At 58.8% G+C, this 14682-nt stretch carries 15 protein-coding genes and 1 tRNA gene; 8 read left to right on the forward strand and 8 right to left on the reverse strand.

Features of this window, described 5'->3' with window-relative positions; all coding sequences use genetic code 11:
- Window positions 1-165: 165 nt before the first annotated feature.
- The gene (locus NMA52_RS06455; protein WP_254826838.1) at window positions 166-600 is read left to right on the forward strand and encodes a hypothetical protein; all 435 of its coding nucleotides are present in this window, start codon (window positions 166-168) and stop codon (window positions 598-600) included.
- Window positions 560-1675 carry a DNA polymerase IV gene (gene dinB / locus NMA52_RS06460; protein ID WP_254826839.1) on the forward strand — a complete coding sequence of 372 codons (1116 nt, stop codon included), beginning with the start codon at window positions 560-562 and terminating at the stop codon, window positions 1673-1675. The genes NMA52_RS06455 and dinB overlap by 41 nt, the downstream gene beginning before the upstream one ends.
- Window positions 1676-1846: 171 nt before the next feature.
- On the opposite strand, the gene NMA52_RS06465 is transcribed toward dinB, so the two are convergent.
- The 3 genes from NMA52_RS06465 to NMA52_RS06475 form a co-directional block, all read right to left on the reverse strand.
- The gene (locus NMA52_RS06465; RefSeq protein ID WP_254826840.1) at window positions 1847-2671 is read right to left on the reverse strand and encodes a methyltransferase domain-containing protein; all 825 of its coding nucleotides are present in this window, start codon (window positions 2669-2671) and stop codon (window positions 1847-1849) included.
- A gap of 63 nt (window positions 2672-2734) precedes the next feature.
- Window positions 2735-3082 (reverse strand): hypothetical protein, encoded by a 348-nt coding sequence (locus NMA52_RS06470; protein WP_254826841.1) that lies wholly within the window; start codon window positions 3080-3082, stop codon window positions 2735-2737.
- Window positions 3083-3102: 20 nt separating this feature from the next.
- Complete coding sequence (locus NMA52_RS06475; RefSeq protein WP_254826842.1) at window positions 3103-4197, reverse strand: VWA domain-containing protein; 1095 nt, start codon at window positions 4195-4197, stop codon at window positions 3103-3105.
- 219 nt (window positions 4198-4416) lie between these two features.
- Here NMA52_RS06475 and NMA52_RS06480 point away from each other — a divergent pair, with 219 nt between their 5' ends.
- Window positions 4417-5049, forward strand: a complete 633-nt coding sequence (locus NMA52_RS06480; protein ID WP_254826843.1) for a transposase — start codon at window positions 4417-4419, stop codon at window positions 5047-5049.
- A gap of 13 nt (window positions 5050-5062) precedes the next feature.
- Here the strand turns inward: NMA52_RS06480 and NMA52_RS06485 are convergent, their stop codons facing one another.
- The 4 genes from NMA52_RS06485 to rpsO form a co-directional block, all read right to left on the reverse strand.
- Entirely contained in the window at window positions 5063-5719 is a 657-nt protein-coding gene (locus tag NMA52_RS06485) for a uroporphyrinogen-III synthase (protein WP_254826844.1), read from the reverse strand.
- A gap of 2 nt (window positions 5720-5721) precedes the next feature.
- Window positions 5722-6678, reverse strand: a complete 957-nt coding sequence (locus tag NMA52_RS06490; protein ID WP_254826845.1) for an NYN domain-containing protein — start codon at window positions 6676-6678, stop codon at window positions 5722-5724.
- A gap of 118 nt (window positions 6679-6796) precedes the next feature.
- A tRNA-Lys gene (locus NMA52_RS06495) sits at window positions 6797-6870 on the reverse strand.
- Window positions 6871-6958: 88 nt separating this feature from the next.
- Entirely contained in the window at window positions 6959-7234 is a 276-nt protein-coding gene (gene rpsO / locus NMA52_RS06500) for a 30S ribosomal protein S15 (RefSeq protein ID WP_305884742.1), read from the reverse strand.
- A gap of 152 nt (window positions 7235-7386) precedes the next feature.
- Between rpsO and NMA52_RS06505 the strand changes: the two genes are divergently transcribed.
- Window positions 7387-8829 carry a S9 family peptidase gene (locus tag NMA52_RS06505; protein ID WP_254826846.1) on the forward strand — a complete coding sequence of 481 codons (1443 nt, stop codon included), beginning with the start codon at window positions 7387-7389 and terminating at the stop codon, window positions 8827-8829.
- A 22-nt stretch (window positions 8830-8851) separates the two neighbouring features.
- Window positions 8852-9301 (forward strand): GNAT family N-acetyltransferase, encoded by a 450-nt coding sequence (locus NMA52_RS06510; RefSeq protein ID WP_254826847.1) that lies wholly within the window; start codon window positions 8852-8854, stop codon window positions 9299-9301.
- Between the two features lie 3 nt (window positions 9302-9304).
- On the opposite strand, the gene NMA52_RS06515 is transcribed toward NMA52_RS06510, so the two are convergent.
- Window positions 9305-10303 (reverse strand): polyprenyl synthetase family protein, encoded by a 999-nt coding sequence (locus tag NMA52_RS06515; RefSeq protein ID WP_254826848.1) that lies wholly within the window; start codon window positions 10301-10303, stop codon window positions 9305-9307.
- 162 nt (window positions 10304-10465) lie between these two features.
- On the opposite strand from NMA52_RS06515, the gene NMA52_RS06520 reads away from it, so the two are divergent.
- Genes NMA52_RS06520 through NMA52_RS06530 form a run of 3 tightly spaced genes read left to right on the forward strand, consistent with a single transcriptional unit; the run spans window position 10466 to window position 14504 of the window.
- Window positions 10466-11440: a YpdA family putative bacillithiol disulfide reductase gene (locus NMA52_RS06520; protein WP_254826849.1), complete on the forward strand. Its 975-nt coding sequence runs from the start codon at window positions 10466-10468 to the stop codon at window positions 11438-11440.
- A gap of 38 nt (window positions 11441-11478) precedes the next feature.
- Window positions 11479-12843 carry an NAD(P)/FAD-dependent oxidoreductase gene (locus NMA52_RS06525; RefSeq protein WP_254826850.1) on the forward strand — a complete coding sequence of 455 codons (1365 nt, stop codon included), beginning with the start codon at window positions 11479-11481 and terminating at the stop codon, window positions 12841-12843.
- 5 nt (window positions 12844-12848) lie between these two features.
- Window positions 12849-14504 (forward strand): DNA polymerase/3'-5' exonuclease PolX, encoded by a 1656-nt coding sequence (locus NMA52_RS06530; RefSeq protein WP_254826851.1) that lies wholly within the window; start codon window positions 12849-12851, stop codon window positions 14502-14504.
- Window positions 14505-14682: the final 178 nt, after the last annotated feature.

The raw sequence follows: 14682 nt of genomic DNA on the forward strand, positions 1-14682 counted from the left end.
TAAGTAGTCTTGTTCCTTCAACTAAGGGTCAGCCATATACGGTCCTAATTTTACCAAATTGATTACGTATTGTAGGTGTTGCCCCCGGGTTCCGCCGCGCCGGGATCTACAAATGCAACAGAAAGACCCGTCTATCGGGCGTATCTTTGGTGAAAGTCCGCGGTTATGTTTCGTACGCTCTTTAAGTTGTTGCTATTACTGGTGGTTGGCCTGCTCGCCTACAACTACTTCTACGGTACGTCGGCGGAGCGGGCGCAGAGTCGGGCCATTGTCAACAAGGCACGGGACTTGGGGGCGGACGCCTGGGATTTATTGCGCAGCGAACGGGCAAAACTGAGCGAGGGCAAATACGACGACGCCCTCGACCGACTGGAATCACTGTTTTCCGAATTAAAGGAGACGACGGATGCCCTGGGGGACGCCGACCTGCGGGAAGAACTGGACAGTCTCCGCCTGCGCCGGGAGTCGATCGAGACCGGACTGCGGGGAGGGGATGAACTAAGCCGGTCGGCCCAACGTAAACTCGAAGAACTGACCGCCGATACCGAAGCGCTCATGCATGAAATGGAAGCGAAAAGCCAACCGTCGGCTCCCTACTGAACTGCGTAAGATCATCCACATCGATATGGATGCGTTCTTCGCCAGCGTCGAGCAGCGGGACAATCCGGAACTCCGCGGCAAACCCATCGCCGTCGGAGGGAGCAAGATGCGTGGGGTAGTCGCGGCGGCCAGCTACGAAGCCCGGGTATACGGGGTACGTTCCGCCATGCCGAGTATTACGGCAAAGCGGCTCTGTCCGGAGCTCATCTTCGTAAAATCGAGCTTCGACAAATACCGGGAGGTTTCCAATCAGATCCGGGAAATCTTTTATTCCTATACCGACTTGGTGGAACCGCTCAGTCTCGACGAAGCATACCTGGATGTGACCGAAACCAAACGGGGGCCCTCCTCCGCCACCCTCATCGCGCGGGCAATCCGGGATGAAATATTCGCCACCACCCAGCTCACGGCTTCGGCGGGCGTGAGCTTCAATAAATTTCTGGCTAAGGTGGCCAGCGACATCAATAAGCCCAACGGCATGAAGGTCATCATGCCGGAGGAGGCCGCCGGCTTTTTATCGGCCCTGCCCGTCGAGGACTTCCACGGTATCGGTAAAGTAACCGCCGCGCGGATGCATAAGATGGGCTACCGGACCGGAGCGGATCTGCTGAAGTTGTCGGAAGTGGAAATGGCCCAGCGGTTCGGCAAAGTCGGCCGTCACTACTACCGGATCGTGCGGGCACTAGATGACCGACCGGTCAATCCGAACCGCAACCGCAAAAGCGTCGGCGCCGAGCGCACCTATAGCGAAGACGTTACTACCCTAAAGGATATGACGGAGAAGCTCGACTGGCTGGCGGAGAAAGTTTTCGACTACCTGGAAGCCCAAAATAACTTCGGGCGCACCGTCACGCTGAAAATGAAAAGTCCACACTTCGTCATTCACACCCGCAGCCGCAGTTTCAGCGGGGAAATCCGCAGGCTGGCCGATCTAAAGGAAGTAGCGTATCAGCTCCTCCGCGAGAACATCGACGAAGTACCTGTGGTGCGCCTTCTCGGGCTAAGCGTCAGTAATCTGGAGCGGGAGGGCGGCGAGGGCGTCCAACTTCTGCTACCCTTCGGGGAAGAGGAATAGTTCTCGGTGCGGTTGGACGGCTATAGCCGTTGGACCGCTATAGCCGTTGGACGGTGGGGGACCGTCCAACGACGGTAGTCTCTCGGTCCGTACTCCGCACTACCCGACTAAAGAACTTCTGACTACCTACTAACTGGCAACTGACTACCGTACTAACTGACTTCTGACTTTCTATCCATTCATTTTCTGGAACATCAGTATGCCCCAGTCTAGGCAACCGTCTTCAGCTAGGCGGATGAAGTTTTTGTAGGTCGTAATCCGGTCGTCTACGAAGCGTTTGCTGCTCTGTTCGACGAGTTTTTCTTTATTGGCCTGCAGGGTGTACAGCACTTTGGTATAGTGATGGACGAGCTGGTCAGACAGTTCCACGCTGTAGATCTGCTGCAGAAAACCCCGCTTGGCGTCGCTGCCGTATTGTTCTTCGGTGATCAGCTCCTCGAGGGGCAGCTTTTTGATCAGTTTTTCGGATTCGGGATCCTCGCACTCCTCGCTACGCATCAACGCACTGATAATGAGCCGGCCTTCCGGTTTAAGTACGCGATGGATGGCGCGGAAGGTTTCCTTCTTCTTACCGGTTAGGCTAAAGGCATCCTGGGCGATCACGAAGTCGAAGAAGTCAGGATCGTAGGGCATGTACTCCACGAATCCCTTGCTCACTTTCACTTTTTTGCTTAACTCGAGCTCTTCGATCTTGCGTTCGTTGTACTCGTTTTGCTTCTCGTCGTCGTTCAGGCACCAGACCTTGCACTTATACTGTTCGGCAATGTAGCGGGCCGCGCCGCCGAAGCCGGATTGCACCACCAGCACTTTGGAAGCGCGCTTGATGCGGGGCAGAAGCTTGATCATCCGGTCCGTGGTCTTGCGATTGGCCTCGTACAGACTCAGGCTTTTCGGACGGTAAATACCGATGTGCAGGTCATCTCCCCCCCACACGTTATGGTAAATGTGCTGGCCTTTTTTCTCTTCGACGAATAGTGGGTTGGGATTGTTAGACATAGGTTGGCTTTACCTAAGCTAACCCGCAACAATCCACATTGTTCGCAATTTGATGATAATACGCTATTCGCGTTTCGTCAGTTCCTGCTGCCAGGTGCGCACTTCGCCGAGGCGAAAGCGGACGGGAAAGCGCGTGGCTTCCTCGAGTTGCAATTCCAGCCGACAAAAGAAGGCCAGGTACGGCTTAGTGCTCGTGAAATCGAAATCAGCATTGGCCTGCTTGCGGGCGTCCGCACCGGAGGGGGCGGGTCCGCGGGTGCTGTATACTTCCGTTAATAGCCAAGCTTGTGGGTAGTGGCGTAGTGAGGGGGTCGCTACCCGTAGCGTTTGCTGGATTTGAGCGTGCTTTGCTCCTGCGCCCGCGCCCATTTGCAACTGCCCCCGGGCCACTCCGCTAAGAGAAAGGAGCACCAATATGGCTAATGCGCGCATCACTTCTTTTTGTTGCGTTTGTAATCCCGGAATACGAAGTCACCAAGTCCCTGTAAACCACTGTAGTAAGCCTTTCCACCGTTAGTTTCGGTGAAGCTCTGCACGAACTGTACCAGGTAAGGGTCACGGGCGATCATGAAGGTGGTGACGGGGATGCTGATCTTCCGCAGACGGGCGGCCAGATTGAGCGTGCGGTTGATGATGGTGCGGTCGAGGCCCATGCTGTTCTTGATGTACCGCTTACCACGTTTGATGCAGGTGGGTTTACCGTCGGTGATCATGAAGATCTGCTTATTGGGATTGCGGCGGCGGCGCAGGATGTCCATGGCCAGCTCCAGTCCGGCGACGGTATTGGTGTGGTAGGGACCGACCTGGAGGTACGGAAGGTCCTTGATCTCGACCGGCCAGGCGTCGTTGCCAAAAACGATGATATCGAGGGTATCCTTGGGGAAGCGGGTGGTGATGTACTCGCTCAGGGCCATGGCGACCTTCTTGGCCGGGGTGATGCGATCCTCGCCGTAGAGTATCATGGAGTGGCTGATGTCGATCATGAGCACCGTGGACATCTGGGCCTGGTAGTGGGTTTCGTAGACTTCTAGGTCGTCGGTGGTCAGGCGGAACTCGTCGATCCCGTTGTTGATCTGAGCATTGCGGAGGCTCTCGCTGACGGCCATCTTATCGAGGGCATCCCCGAACTCAAAGGGGCGGCGCTCGCTGGTGGTTTCGTCGCCGCGACCGCTGTAGCGGGTGGAGTGGTTGCCGCGTTTGGTTTTCTTGATCTCGCCGAAGATGTCCTTGAGCGCCTTTTGCCGCAGTTCGCCTTCCATCTTGGCCGTGGGGACGTATCCGGGGCTTCCGGGGCCGTCGCCGGGCTGGATGTAGTTCTTGTCGATCAGTTCCTGAATGAAATCGCCGATGCTGTAATCGTCGCTGGTCAGTTCGTACTGTCGGTCGAGATTGGTGAGCCACTGCAGGGCTTCCCCGACGTTTCCGGAGGTATGGGTGAGCAGTTCCTGAAACAGTTTCAGGAGTTTTTCAAAGGGGGTCTCGTCTCCCTGGCCCGCGATGTAATTTGAGAATTTCCAGCCGATCATACTGGAGGAACAGGTGGGATGGGGGATGGTTTTGGGGTGGTGGTGGGGGGGGGCGATTAGCCGTTGGACCGCTATAGCCGTTGGACCGCTATAGCTGTTGGACCGCTATAGCCGTTGGACCGCTATAGCCGTTGGACGGTCCCCCACCGTCCAACGGTGTCGGGCAAGATTTAACACCACTCCACCAATAGTGGAGTGGCCGACTCTTCTTTTGCGCCTATGTACAATCCGAATACTATCTACCACATCTACAACCAAAGCATTAACTATGAACTCCTCTTTAGGACCGATGCCAATTACCGGTATTTCTTGGAGAAGCTAAAACGACACGTGCTCCCCCACGCGGATGTGCTCGCTTTTTGTCTTATGCCCGATCATTTCCACTTGCTGCTCAAACCGACCGTAGTCGGATGCGAGCCCGGTAAATGCGGAAGGTATCTGCGGCTAACAGAAACGGGAGAGGATGCATGCTTTCAACAGAATTTGAGCAGTGCCATTAAAACTACGTTGAGTAGCTATACTCAGGCTATCAACAAGCGCCACGGTCGGCGGGGTTCCCTCTTCAAGGCTAAAACCAAGGCCAAACCGGGGTATAAGGGCTTCAGTCCGGAAGAGCTGGGTCTCGATACGGATGACCCGCTTACCCAAAAGATACCTTACCTCAGGACGTGTTTCAACTACATCCACGCAAATCCCGTGAAATCGAACCACGTCAATCACCCTGAAGAGTGGGAATTTTCTTCCGCGCTGGATTATGCGGGATACAGAGACTGTGGGTTGATAAATTTTACGGCAGCCGAGCAGCTGCTTGGAATTGTCCGGAAAAATCCTTACAGCGGTCCAACGGGGTGACACCGTCCAACCGCTATAGCGGTCCAACCGGTCCATGCTCCCCCAGCATCCCCACCAGGCCAGCCTCGCTCGCCACCGCCGGCCAGGCGCAGTCCACCCCCCGCCGCCGCAACTCAGCCCCCGTACTAGGCCCGATGGCGAGCACCCGCGCGCCCACGGGTAAAGAGTAGTGATCCAGGTAGGCGGCGACGTTTAGCGGGCTGGTAAAGATGTAAATATCGGCGGCTACGGGTGCCTCCGGCGGGGAGGGGCGATTGTCGTAGCACACCGCATCCAGTACGGTGATCCGACCGTCCAGCACCCGTTGTATACTCAGACGGGACTGCCGGGCCCGCGGAAAGAAAACCCGGGCACCCTCCCCCACCGCTAGAAAGTCTTCCGCCACCTGCTCCGGATGACCGTTCCCGCAAAAGTCTACGCGGCCACACGATTCCAGTAAGGTAGCAGCCGTACTTCCACCAATCGCCGCCACCCGCACTTCGGAAGGTATAGCCCCCGCAAACCGGACGGCCCGGGAGCTGTAAAAAAACCACCACTGGGCATCCGCCGGCGCGGAGAACGGCACCGGAGCGAAAGTGAGCAGGGATTGCGCGTGGATGCCGTGCCCGTGAGCTTCCGCCCACGATTGTAGCGGACTGGCCGGTTCAAGTCGGCGGCTAACGAAAATCATCCTTACTCCTGCTCGGAATGATCGCCTTCCAGCTCCCCCAGAAAGTAGACTTCCTGAGCTACCAGGGTCCCCTTATCGCTGTGGGTCAGGACGAACTCGACGGGGTCCCCCTCCAGCAGGTCCTCGAAGCGCACGTTCTTCACGTTGGTATGGTGAAAGAAGAGGTTATTCGGCGGGTAGGTAATAAACCCGTACCCACCCTTCAGGCTGAAGATCTCACTTTCCATCACCTCCCCGATCTGCCCCCCGACGGGCTCCTCCAACACTACGGAATCCTTTTTGTCCGGCGGCGGTGAAGCGTCCTTTTTCTTGTCGGACACAAACAGGGCTTCTACCAAGCGCGCTTCGGTGTCGGAAGCCGGGTGGTCGATGAATTCCGACATATTCAGGGGGTAACTGGACTCCCGGAGCAGATCCTGACTGGTGCGCGTGACGAAGCCGCTGCCGCTGTCGGTGGTAAATTCAAAATCCCACCCCAGCACCATCACCCGCGTACCCAGTGAGTTGATCTTACGGACCAACGGCACGTAGTCGCCGTCGCTCGCGATGAGTACGACGACGTCAAACCGCCGTAGTACGGCCTGCTCGTAAGCTTCGAGCGCGAACCACACGTCGATGCCCTTCTCGTGGCGTCGCCCGTGGTTACTGCGCAGGGGGGAATAGTGAGTGGTGATACCACTCGACATCAGAATATCGTCGAACACCCGGTCGTAGTACAGCGCGCTTCCCCGTTTCTGCGCCTCCGTGGCGTTGAGTCGTCCCCGGAAGTAATGACTGTCGACAATCTTCGTGCGGTCCAGGCGCGTACCCTCTTCCCGCGCGACGCGGGCTTCGATGAATTGGTGCAAACCGGTGATGCTGAGGCGGCGGCGTTGCGGATGATCGTAATTGTAGTAGTTGCTGACGTGTAGAAAGTAGTTACCGTCGTAAAAGACGCCTATTCTGGTGAGTGTTGACATATCTATACTGTAGGTTACGCTATCGGGTAAACTTACGCCCCGCCGGCCGAACCGCCCCCGCTGGTCCAAAAAGACAAAGCCCCATCCACGCGAATGTGCGCGGACGGGGCCTGTAACGTGAGCCCCCAGGGGCTCGAACCCTGGACCCCCTCATTAAAAGTGAGGTGCTCTAGCCAGCTGAGCTAGGGGCTCTGGAGGTCGCTCTATTTCTAAAGCGACGCAAAGGTAAGCACGGCTAATCTACTTATGCAAACGCTGTGCGGATAATCTTTGCAACATCCTACTTCCGGATGCCCAACTTAGCGATCAGCGAACGGTACCCCTCGAGGTCCTTCCGCTTAAGGTAATTAAGCATCTTGCCGCGGCTACCGACCAGGCTCAGCAGAGCCTTACGGCTGCTGTGATCCTTGGGGTGAGTGCGCAGGTGGTCGGACAGCGCCTTGATGCGGAAAGTGAACAGGGCAATCTGTCCTTCGGTGCTTCCGGTATTCTGGGCGGAGCCGCCGTATTCGGTGAAGATCTCGTCCATCTTCTCCTGGGAAAGGTAAACTGGCATAATAAAGGCCTTTAGTAAATAGCCCCCGCGGAGGGAACTAATCAGTTAAAGCGAAAAATTTCGGGACGCAAAGGTAGGCATTCTTCCATTGTCCGACACTATTAATGTCAACTACTGTCTATTTTACCCGACGTTTGCACAAACCGCTCCGTATGAAACACCTGCTACCCCTGCTCTTCGTCTTCCTAGCCTGCTCCTGCGTCCGCGCCCAGAACTATATCAGCGTCGATAAACAGGAGCGCCTGACGGCCGAGCAGATCGGCCGGCAACTACCGATCACGACGGAGTACGACGTGGTCATCTACAAGGTACTATACGCTACCGTGGATGCTTTCGGGAAGCCGGATACGGCCAGCGGGATGCTTTCCGTACCCGACGATCGCTCGCTCCGCTTCCCCATGGGCATCTACATGCACGGAACGGTGACCGACCGTGAGGCGGTACCCAGCCGGCGGGAAACGCTGGAGCGGTCCGTGGTCAATGCCTTCGCCACCAACGGATACATCATGGTAGCTCCGGACTATATCGGCCTGGGGGATAGCGACGGTTTCCACCCCTACGTACACGCGGCTACCGAATCCAGCGCCGGCCGCGACCTCATTCTCGCCGCCCAGTCCTGGATGGACGACCAGCAAGTGGCCTACAACGATCAACTCTTCATTACCGGCTACAGCCAGGGCGGACACGCCGCGCAGGCACTGCACCGCGACATTCAGGCCGATTCCGGCTCCGCTTCCCTCTCGGTCACCGCCGCAACCCACCTCTCGGGCCCCTACAGTATCAGCGACGTAATGCGACGGGCCACCCTCAGCGAGGGTCGCCCCACCCTGCCGGGATATATCGTATATACCTACGTCAGCTACAACAACGTCTACCAGATATACGACAGTCTCGGTCAGGTATTCGTACAGCCTTACCTCGACGTGATCCGTCAGTACGACCGGGAGGAAATCGACGGGGAAGCCTTCAACGCAAGCCTTACCGATTTGCTGGAAGAGCGGCAGGAACGCCTGATCGATATGTTCCAGGACTCCATCGAACAGCAAATTTCTTCGGACGACGACGATAGCCGCATCGTGCAGGCGCTGCGCGATAACGATACCTTCGACTGGGCCCCGGAAGCCCCCACCCTGTTGTACTACTGTACCGCTGACGAGCAGGTACCCGCCGAAAATGCCCTGGTGGCCGCCGCCCGCATGCGCGAACTGGGGTCCACGTCGGTGATCGCGCAGTCCGGCGGAGACCTGTCGCACGGGGGGTGCATCCCCTTCGCGCTGCTGACGACCTTAAACCTATTTGACCAGTACGCGACCATCAGTTCGACAACTTCGCTGGGCCGGGCGGTGGATATCCCCGCTTTCACGATCAGCCCCAATCCCGCGGGCGCGGGTACCGACCTTCGCCTGACCGGACTGCCGGCGGGAATCGAGGCGCGGTACGATCTCTACGACCCGACGGGCAGAACCATTATGCACGGGCATATTACGGACCGCGCTTCCCTCACCGTGCCCGCTACGGTCCGCTCGGGCGTACACGTGCTGCGGCTAACGCTGTCCGACGGCAATTTCGTCGTGCGCCGGGTGGTGCTTCGGTAGAGCGGCCCTTACCTTCGGGCCCATGAACGTACAGATACGCCAGGGCACCGCCGAGGACCTGCCCGCCGTCCACCACCTGGTGGGTGAGTTGGCGCGCTTCGAACGCGCACTCGACAGCTTCACCGCTACCCTGCAGGACTACCGCGATGATTTCCGCGACGAGTTTTTTGAAGTCATCGTCGCCGAGGATATGGCTACGGGCAAGGTCATCGGCATGGCCCTCTACAACTTCGTCTACAGCACCTGGAAAGGGCGCATGATCTACCTGGAAGACTTCGTGCTGGACCCAGACTACCGCCGCCACGGAATCGGCCAGCGACTGTGGGACGTACTCAAGGAAAGGGGGCGGGAACGCGGGTGCCGGCTTCTGAAGTGGCAGGTGCTGGACTGGAATACCGATGCCATTCGGTTTTACGAAGCCCAGGGAGCAGCCATCGAGCACGAATGGCTCAACGGAAAACTGACCCTCTGAGAACTAGTTCTTCCGGCTGAGCAGATCCTCGGCCAGTTGCCGTAAGACTCCCTTCCACCGTTCGTCGCCCCCGGCCGCCCCGAGGTGGGCGTAGGCCTCCCGCTGAAACTGGTCGCGCAACTCCGCGACCAGCCGGGGCACGTCACGTAGTCGCATCAATTCGGTAACGCGGGCCACTTTGGGGGCCGGATCGTCCGGAGAGTGGCTGAACCAGTGCACGAGTTCGTCGCGTTGCTCCGCGCCGAGCGCCTCGAAGGTTTTGATGTAGAGGAAAGTTTTTTTGTTGCGGATGATGTCGTTGCCGGTGAGCTTGCCGGTTTGTTCCCCGTCGCCGAAGGTGTCGAGCAAGTCGTCGTGCAACTGGAAAGCGAGGCCGGTCAGGCGTCCGAAGGCGTAGAGATGATCGGCATCGGCGCGACTGGCCCCGGCGGCGAGCGCGCCCATTTCGAGGGCTCCCCCCAGCAGGACGGCCGTCTTGAGCTCAATCATGTGCAGGTACTCCTCGATGGTGACGTTGCTACGTCCTTCGAAATCCACGTCGAATTGCTGCCCCTCGCAGACGCCCGTCGCCACCCGGTTGAAGGTGCACAACAGCTCGTGGGTCCGCCGCGTATCGGGAGCCGCGCAGAGATGAGCATAGGCCTGGATGAGCATCAGGTCGCCGCTGAGAATGGCGGTATTCACGTCCCACTTTTCGTGCACCGTGGGGTTTCCGCGGCGCAGCGGACTGTCGTCCATGATGTCGTCGTGCAGCAGCGTGAAATTGTGAAAGGTCTCCACGGCCAGTGCTACGGGCATACCGGCGGAGAGTTCCTCACCGTCGCCGAACATGCGTGCGGCGATGAGGGCCAGCAGCGGTCGCACCCGCTTACCACCGATGCCCATAATGTATTCCACCGGCTCGTACAGCCCCCGGGGCTCCCGTCCCGTGGCGGACTCCCGCAGGCGGAGGAGAAAGCGTTCGCGGAGCGCGTGGAGGGGATCACGGAGGGGCTGAGACATGGGCGGGGGCGGCTTATTCGGTCCGACAAACATACGAAGAAGGTTGCCCGGCATCATTTGTCGCCGGACATGAACCAAGGTTGCCGGTCGTACGTCCTACTACTTTAAGCCACCTTCGTTCATCAACCACCGCGGGCAGCGCGCCGCGGGAATCCAGTAGCTATGTACGACCTCATCATCATCGGCGGCGGGCCTTCCGGGATCAACGTGGCGATCAGCGCCCGGCGGGCGGGACTGAACTACCTCATCATCGAGAAGGGGGTGATTGCCAACAGCCTGTTCCATTTTCCGGTCAACATGACCTTCTTCAGTACGTCGCTCAAACTGGAGATCCAACGGACGCCCTTCATCAGTCACCTCGACAAGCCCACCCGCGCCGAGGCGCTGGAATACTACCGGCGGCTGGTCCAGCACTTCGACCTGCAGATCAAACTGTACGAGGAAGTCAGTGAGATGGACAAGCGGACGGACGGAGGATACCGCGTCCGCACCAACCGCGGGAGCTACGACACCCACCACGTAGTGGTGGCCACCGGATTCTACGACACCCCCCGCCTGCTCGGCATTCCGGGAGAGGACCTGCCTAAGGTGCTTCACTACTACGACGACCCCCACGCCTACATCGGCCAGCGGGTGCTTGTGGTGGGCGCGGCGAACTCCGCCTGCGATGCGGCCCTGGAGTGCTGGAGAAAGGGCGCCGAGGTCACCATGGCGGTGCGCGGCGGAGAAATAAACGATCGCGTCAAGTACTGGATCAAACCGGACATTGAAAACCGGATCCGCGAGGGCAGTATCCAAGCCTACTTCAACACGACGATTCAGGCCATCCGCCCGGATGAAGTCGACCTGCTCACGCCCGGTGGCCCGGTCACCCTTCCCAATGACTTCGTGCTGGCCATGACGGGCTACGAACCTAACTACGCGCTATTCGAACGACTCGGCCTGCCCATCGAACCGACGGATGCCTGTAAACCGGTATTCAATCCAGACACCCTGGAAACTAACCTACCCGGCGTATACATGGCGGGCGTGGCGTGTGCCGGACGCCAAACGAGCAAACTCTTTATCGAAAACACCCGCGATCACGGCGACATCATCGTCGAGGGTATCACCCAGCGCACCGTCGCCGCGCAGTAGCGAGGTGGCTGAGTGTATTTTCTAAAAACCCTTGGGGTATGTCTATGAAAGAATACGATGTTGTCGTAATCGGTGCCGGCAGCGCCGGTCAGTCCGTCGCCGCCGCCGCAGCTAAAGCCGGTAAGACCGTGGCCATTACCGAAGGTCGCGAATACGGCGGCACCTGCCCGCTGCGCGGTTGCGACCCGAAACTCGTGCTGCACGCCGCCGCCGAGACCATGCATCGCTTGCATAACCTTCGGGGCAAGGGATTCACCAGCGATCCGGATTTTTCGTGGCCCGACCTGATGGAATGGAAGCGGTCGTTCACGGAGCCCATTCCGGAGAACAGCCAGGAACGCATGCGGGAAAACGGCGTGGAAGTGTACGAAAGCTACGCCACCTTCATCGATGCCCACACCCTCCAACTGACCGACGAGGTACGCATAAAGGGAAAAACCATCGTGGTGGCCACCGGCCTGCGCCCCACACCGCTCGACTTTCCCGGAAGCGAGTATCTCTACACCAGCGACGACTTTCTGGAAATGGATGAGCTGCCCGGCGAGATGGTCATCGTAGGCGGCGGCTACATCGGGACCGAAACCTCCCAGATCAGCCACGCCCTGGGCTGCCGGGTCACCGTAATTGTGAGTGACGATGTCCCCCTCAGTAAATTCGATCACGACCTGGCCGGGCTGCTGCTGACATCCGCCGAGGAAAGAGGCATCAAATTTCACCTCAACACTAGGGCCAAGGCCATCCGCAAAACGGGTGACCGGTTTGAGGTAGACGTGGAGGATAAGGACGGGCAGCAGACGACCCTCACGACCGACCGCGTCATTCACTGTGCCGGACGTACTCCCAACATCGGTGAGCTCGACCTGGACGCCGCGGGGATCGAGCACGACAAGAAAAAAGGAATCGTCGTCGACGACCGCCTGCGCACCAACCTCCCCCACGTGTACGCGGTCGGAGACTGCACGGATAACGGCCTGCCCCTCTCCCCGGTGGCCAGCTACGACGCGACGGTGCTGAGCGAAATTCTGTTTGAGGGCAGCGACCGTAAGGTAGAGTACTACCCCCTCCCCACCGTCGCCTTTTCCCTGCCCGGCATGGCCGCCGTGGGCATGACGGCCGACGAAGCGCAAAAAGCCAGGAAGGAAGGACGAAAGATTGCCGAACGCTTTGCCGATGCTTCCGACTGGTACCACGCCCGTCACCTCAACAGTCCGGTCTTCGCCTACAAGGTGTTTCTGGATGAGGACGAGGACCGCATCCTCGGGGCCCACCTGCTCGGACCTGACGTCACGGAGTTGATCAACCTCTTCTACCTCGCCATCTTACAGAAAACCCGGGTGGCCGAGCTGAAAAAAATGATCTTTGCCTATCCTACTCCGGCTTCCACCCTCAAATCGATGCTTTAAGGCCTATGACCAATCCCGAGATCGCCCGTCACTTCCGCGAACTGGGTAAACTGATGGAGCTGCACGGCGACAACCCATTCAAGATCCGGTCGTACACCAACGCCTACAATAAATTACGTAAGGACGAACGCGACCTGGCCGGAATGTCGGAGGCCGAGTTGCAGCAGCTGGAGGGGGTCGGGAAGGCCATTGCCGGCAAAATTCACGAACTGGCCACCACCGGGCGCATGGAAACCCTGGAAAAGTGGCGGGAAAAGACCCCGGAAGGCATTCGGGAGATGCTCAACATCAGCGGTTTCGGCCCGAAAAAAGTGAAGGCGGTCTGGGACGGTCTGGGCGTCACCACCGTCGGGCAACTGCTGTACGCCATCAACGAAAACCGGCTGGTCGAACTGAAGGGCTTCGGGCTCAAGACGCAGGAGAGTCTGAAGCAGAAACTCGAATTTCTGCAACGTAGCCGGGGCCGCCTCCTGTACCCCACGGTGGCCCTCACCGCGACCGCCCTGCTGGAGCAGCTCCGGAATATGTTTCCCGACGAGCGCTTCGAGCCCACGGGTGAGTTGCGACGCTGCTGCCCTACCCTGTCCGCATTGCCCCTGCTGACGACGCTGGCTCCCGCGCGCGCCGCCCGCATTCCCGGTCTGCAGGTGCGGGAGGCTACGGAGGAACGGACGGTCGCGGAGGTCGACGAAGTGCCGGTAGTGCTGCACCACTGCACGTCCGCCGACTTTGGCAGCAAACAATTTCGGCACACCGGTAGCCGGGCGTTTTTACGGACTTTCGTGGAGCAGTGTCCGGGACTCGACTTCACCGGTCTGGCCGAGGAGGAAGACGTTTTTGCGCGGGCGCGGGTCCCGTGGATTGCTCCGGAAATGCGGGAGGACGGCCGCGTACTGGAACTGGCCCAAAACGGGAGCCTGCCGGTATTGATCGAAGAAAGCGACGTGCGGGGGGTGGTGCATGCGCACTCGACGTACAGCGACGGCATCCACAGCTTACGCGAAATGGCCCTGGCCGCCCGGGAGCGCGGCTACGAATACCTGGTGATGAGCGATCATTCCCAGGCCGCCTTTTACGCGAATGGACTGAAGCCGGACCGGGTACGCGAACAGTGGCAGGAAATTGAGGCGCTCAACCGGGAGCTTGCCCCCTTCCGCATCCTGAAGAGCATAGAGTGCGACATTCTCAGCGACGGGAGCCTGGATTACGACGCGGATTTACGTAGCGGATTCGATTTGATCATTGCCTCGGTCCACAGCAATCTGAACATGGACGAGGAGCGGGCCACCGAGCGCTTGCTGGCGGCTATTCGTAATCCGGATACCGATATCCTCGGTCATCCGACCGGGCGTTTGTTGCTGAGCCGGGAGGGTTACCCCATCGATCATATGCGCGTGATCGATGCCTGCGCGGAGCACCGGGTAGCCATCGAACTGAACGCGAATCCGTACCGCCTGGACCTGGACTGGTCGTGGATCCCCTACGCCGTGGAGCGGGGGGTGATGGTAAGCATCAATCCGGACGCCCACGCTACCGGCGGCATCGGCGACATACGCTACGGCGTGCTGGCGGCCCGGAAGGGAGGGCTCGAAAAACGCCACTGTCTGAATGCCCTGGGGTGGCGTGAACTGCTCCTCAGACTTGGTCGGATAGAAGCATAATCCTCTACATCCGCTCTGGTGTGAAAGGATGTGCCTATATTTGCGCGCCGGTCGTTGTTCCGACAATTGTCTTGACTCTTCTGCAGTGCGGGCAGCGAAAAGACGGCCAAACGAGTTTTAGGTAAAATAGACCTTGGCCTAACCGAATAAATGAATGATCCGAACGTAACGCGTTGCT

The organism is Lewinella sp. JB7 (assembly GCF_024297185.1).
GTDB lineage: Bacteria > Bacteroidota > Bacteroidia > Chitinophagales > Saprospiraceae > Neolewinella.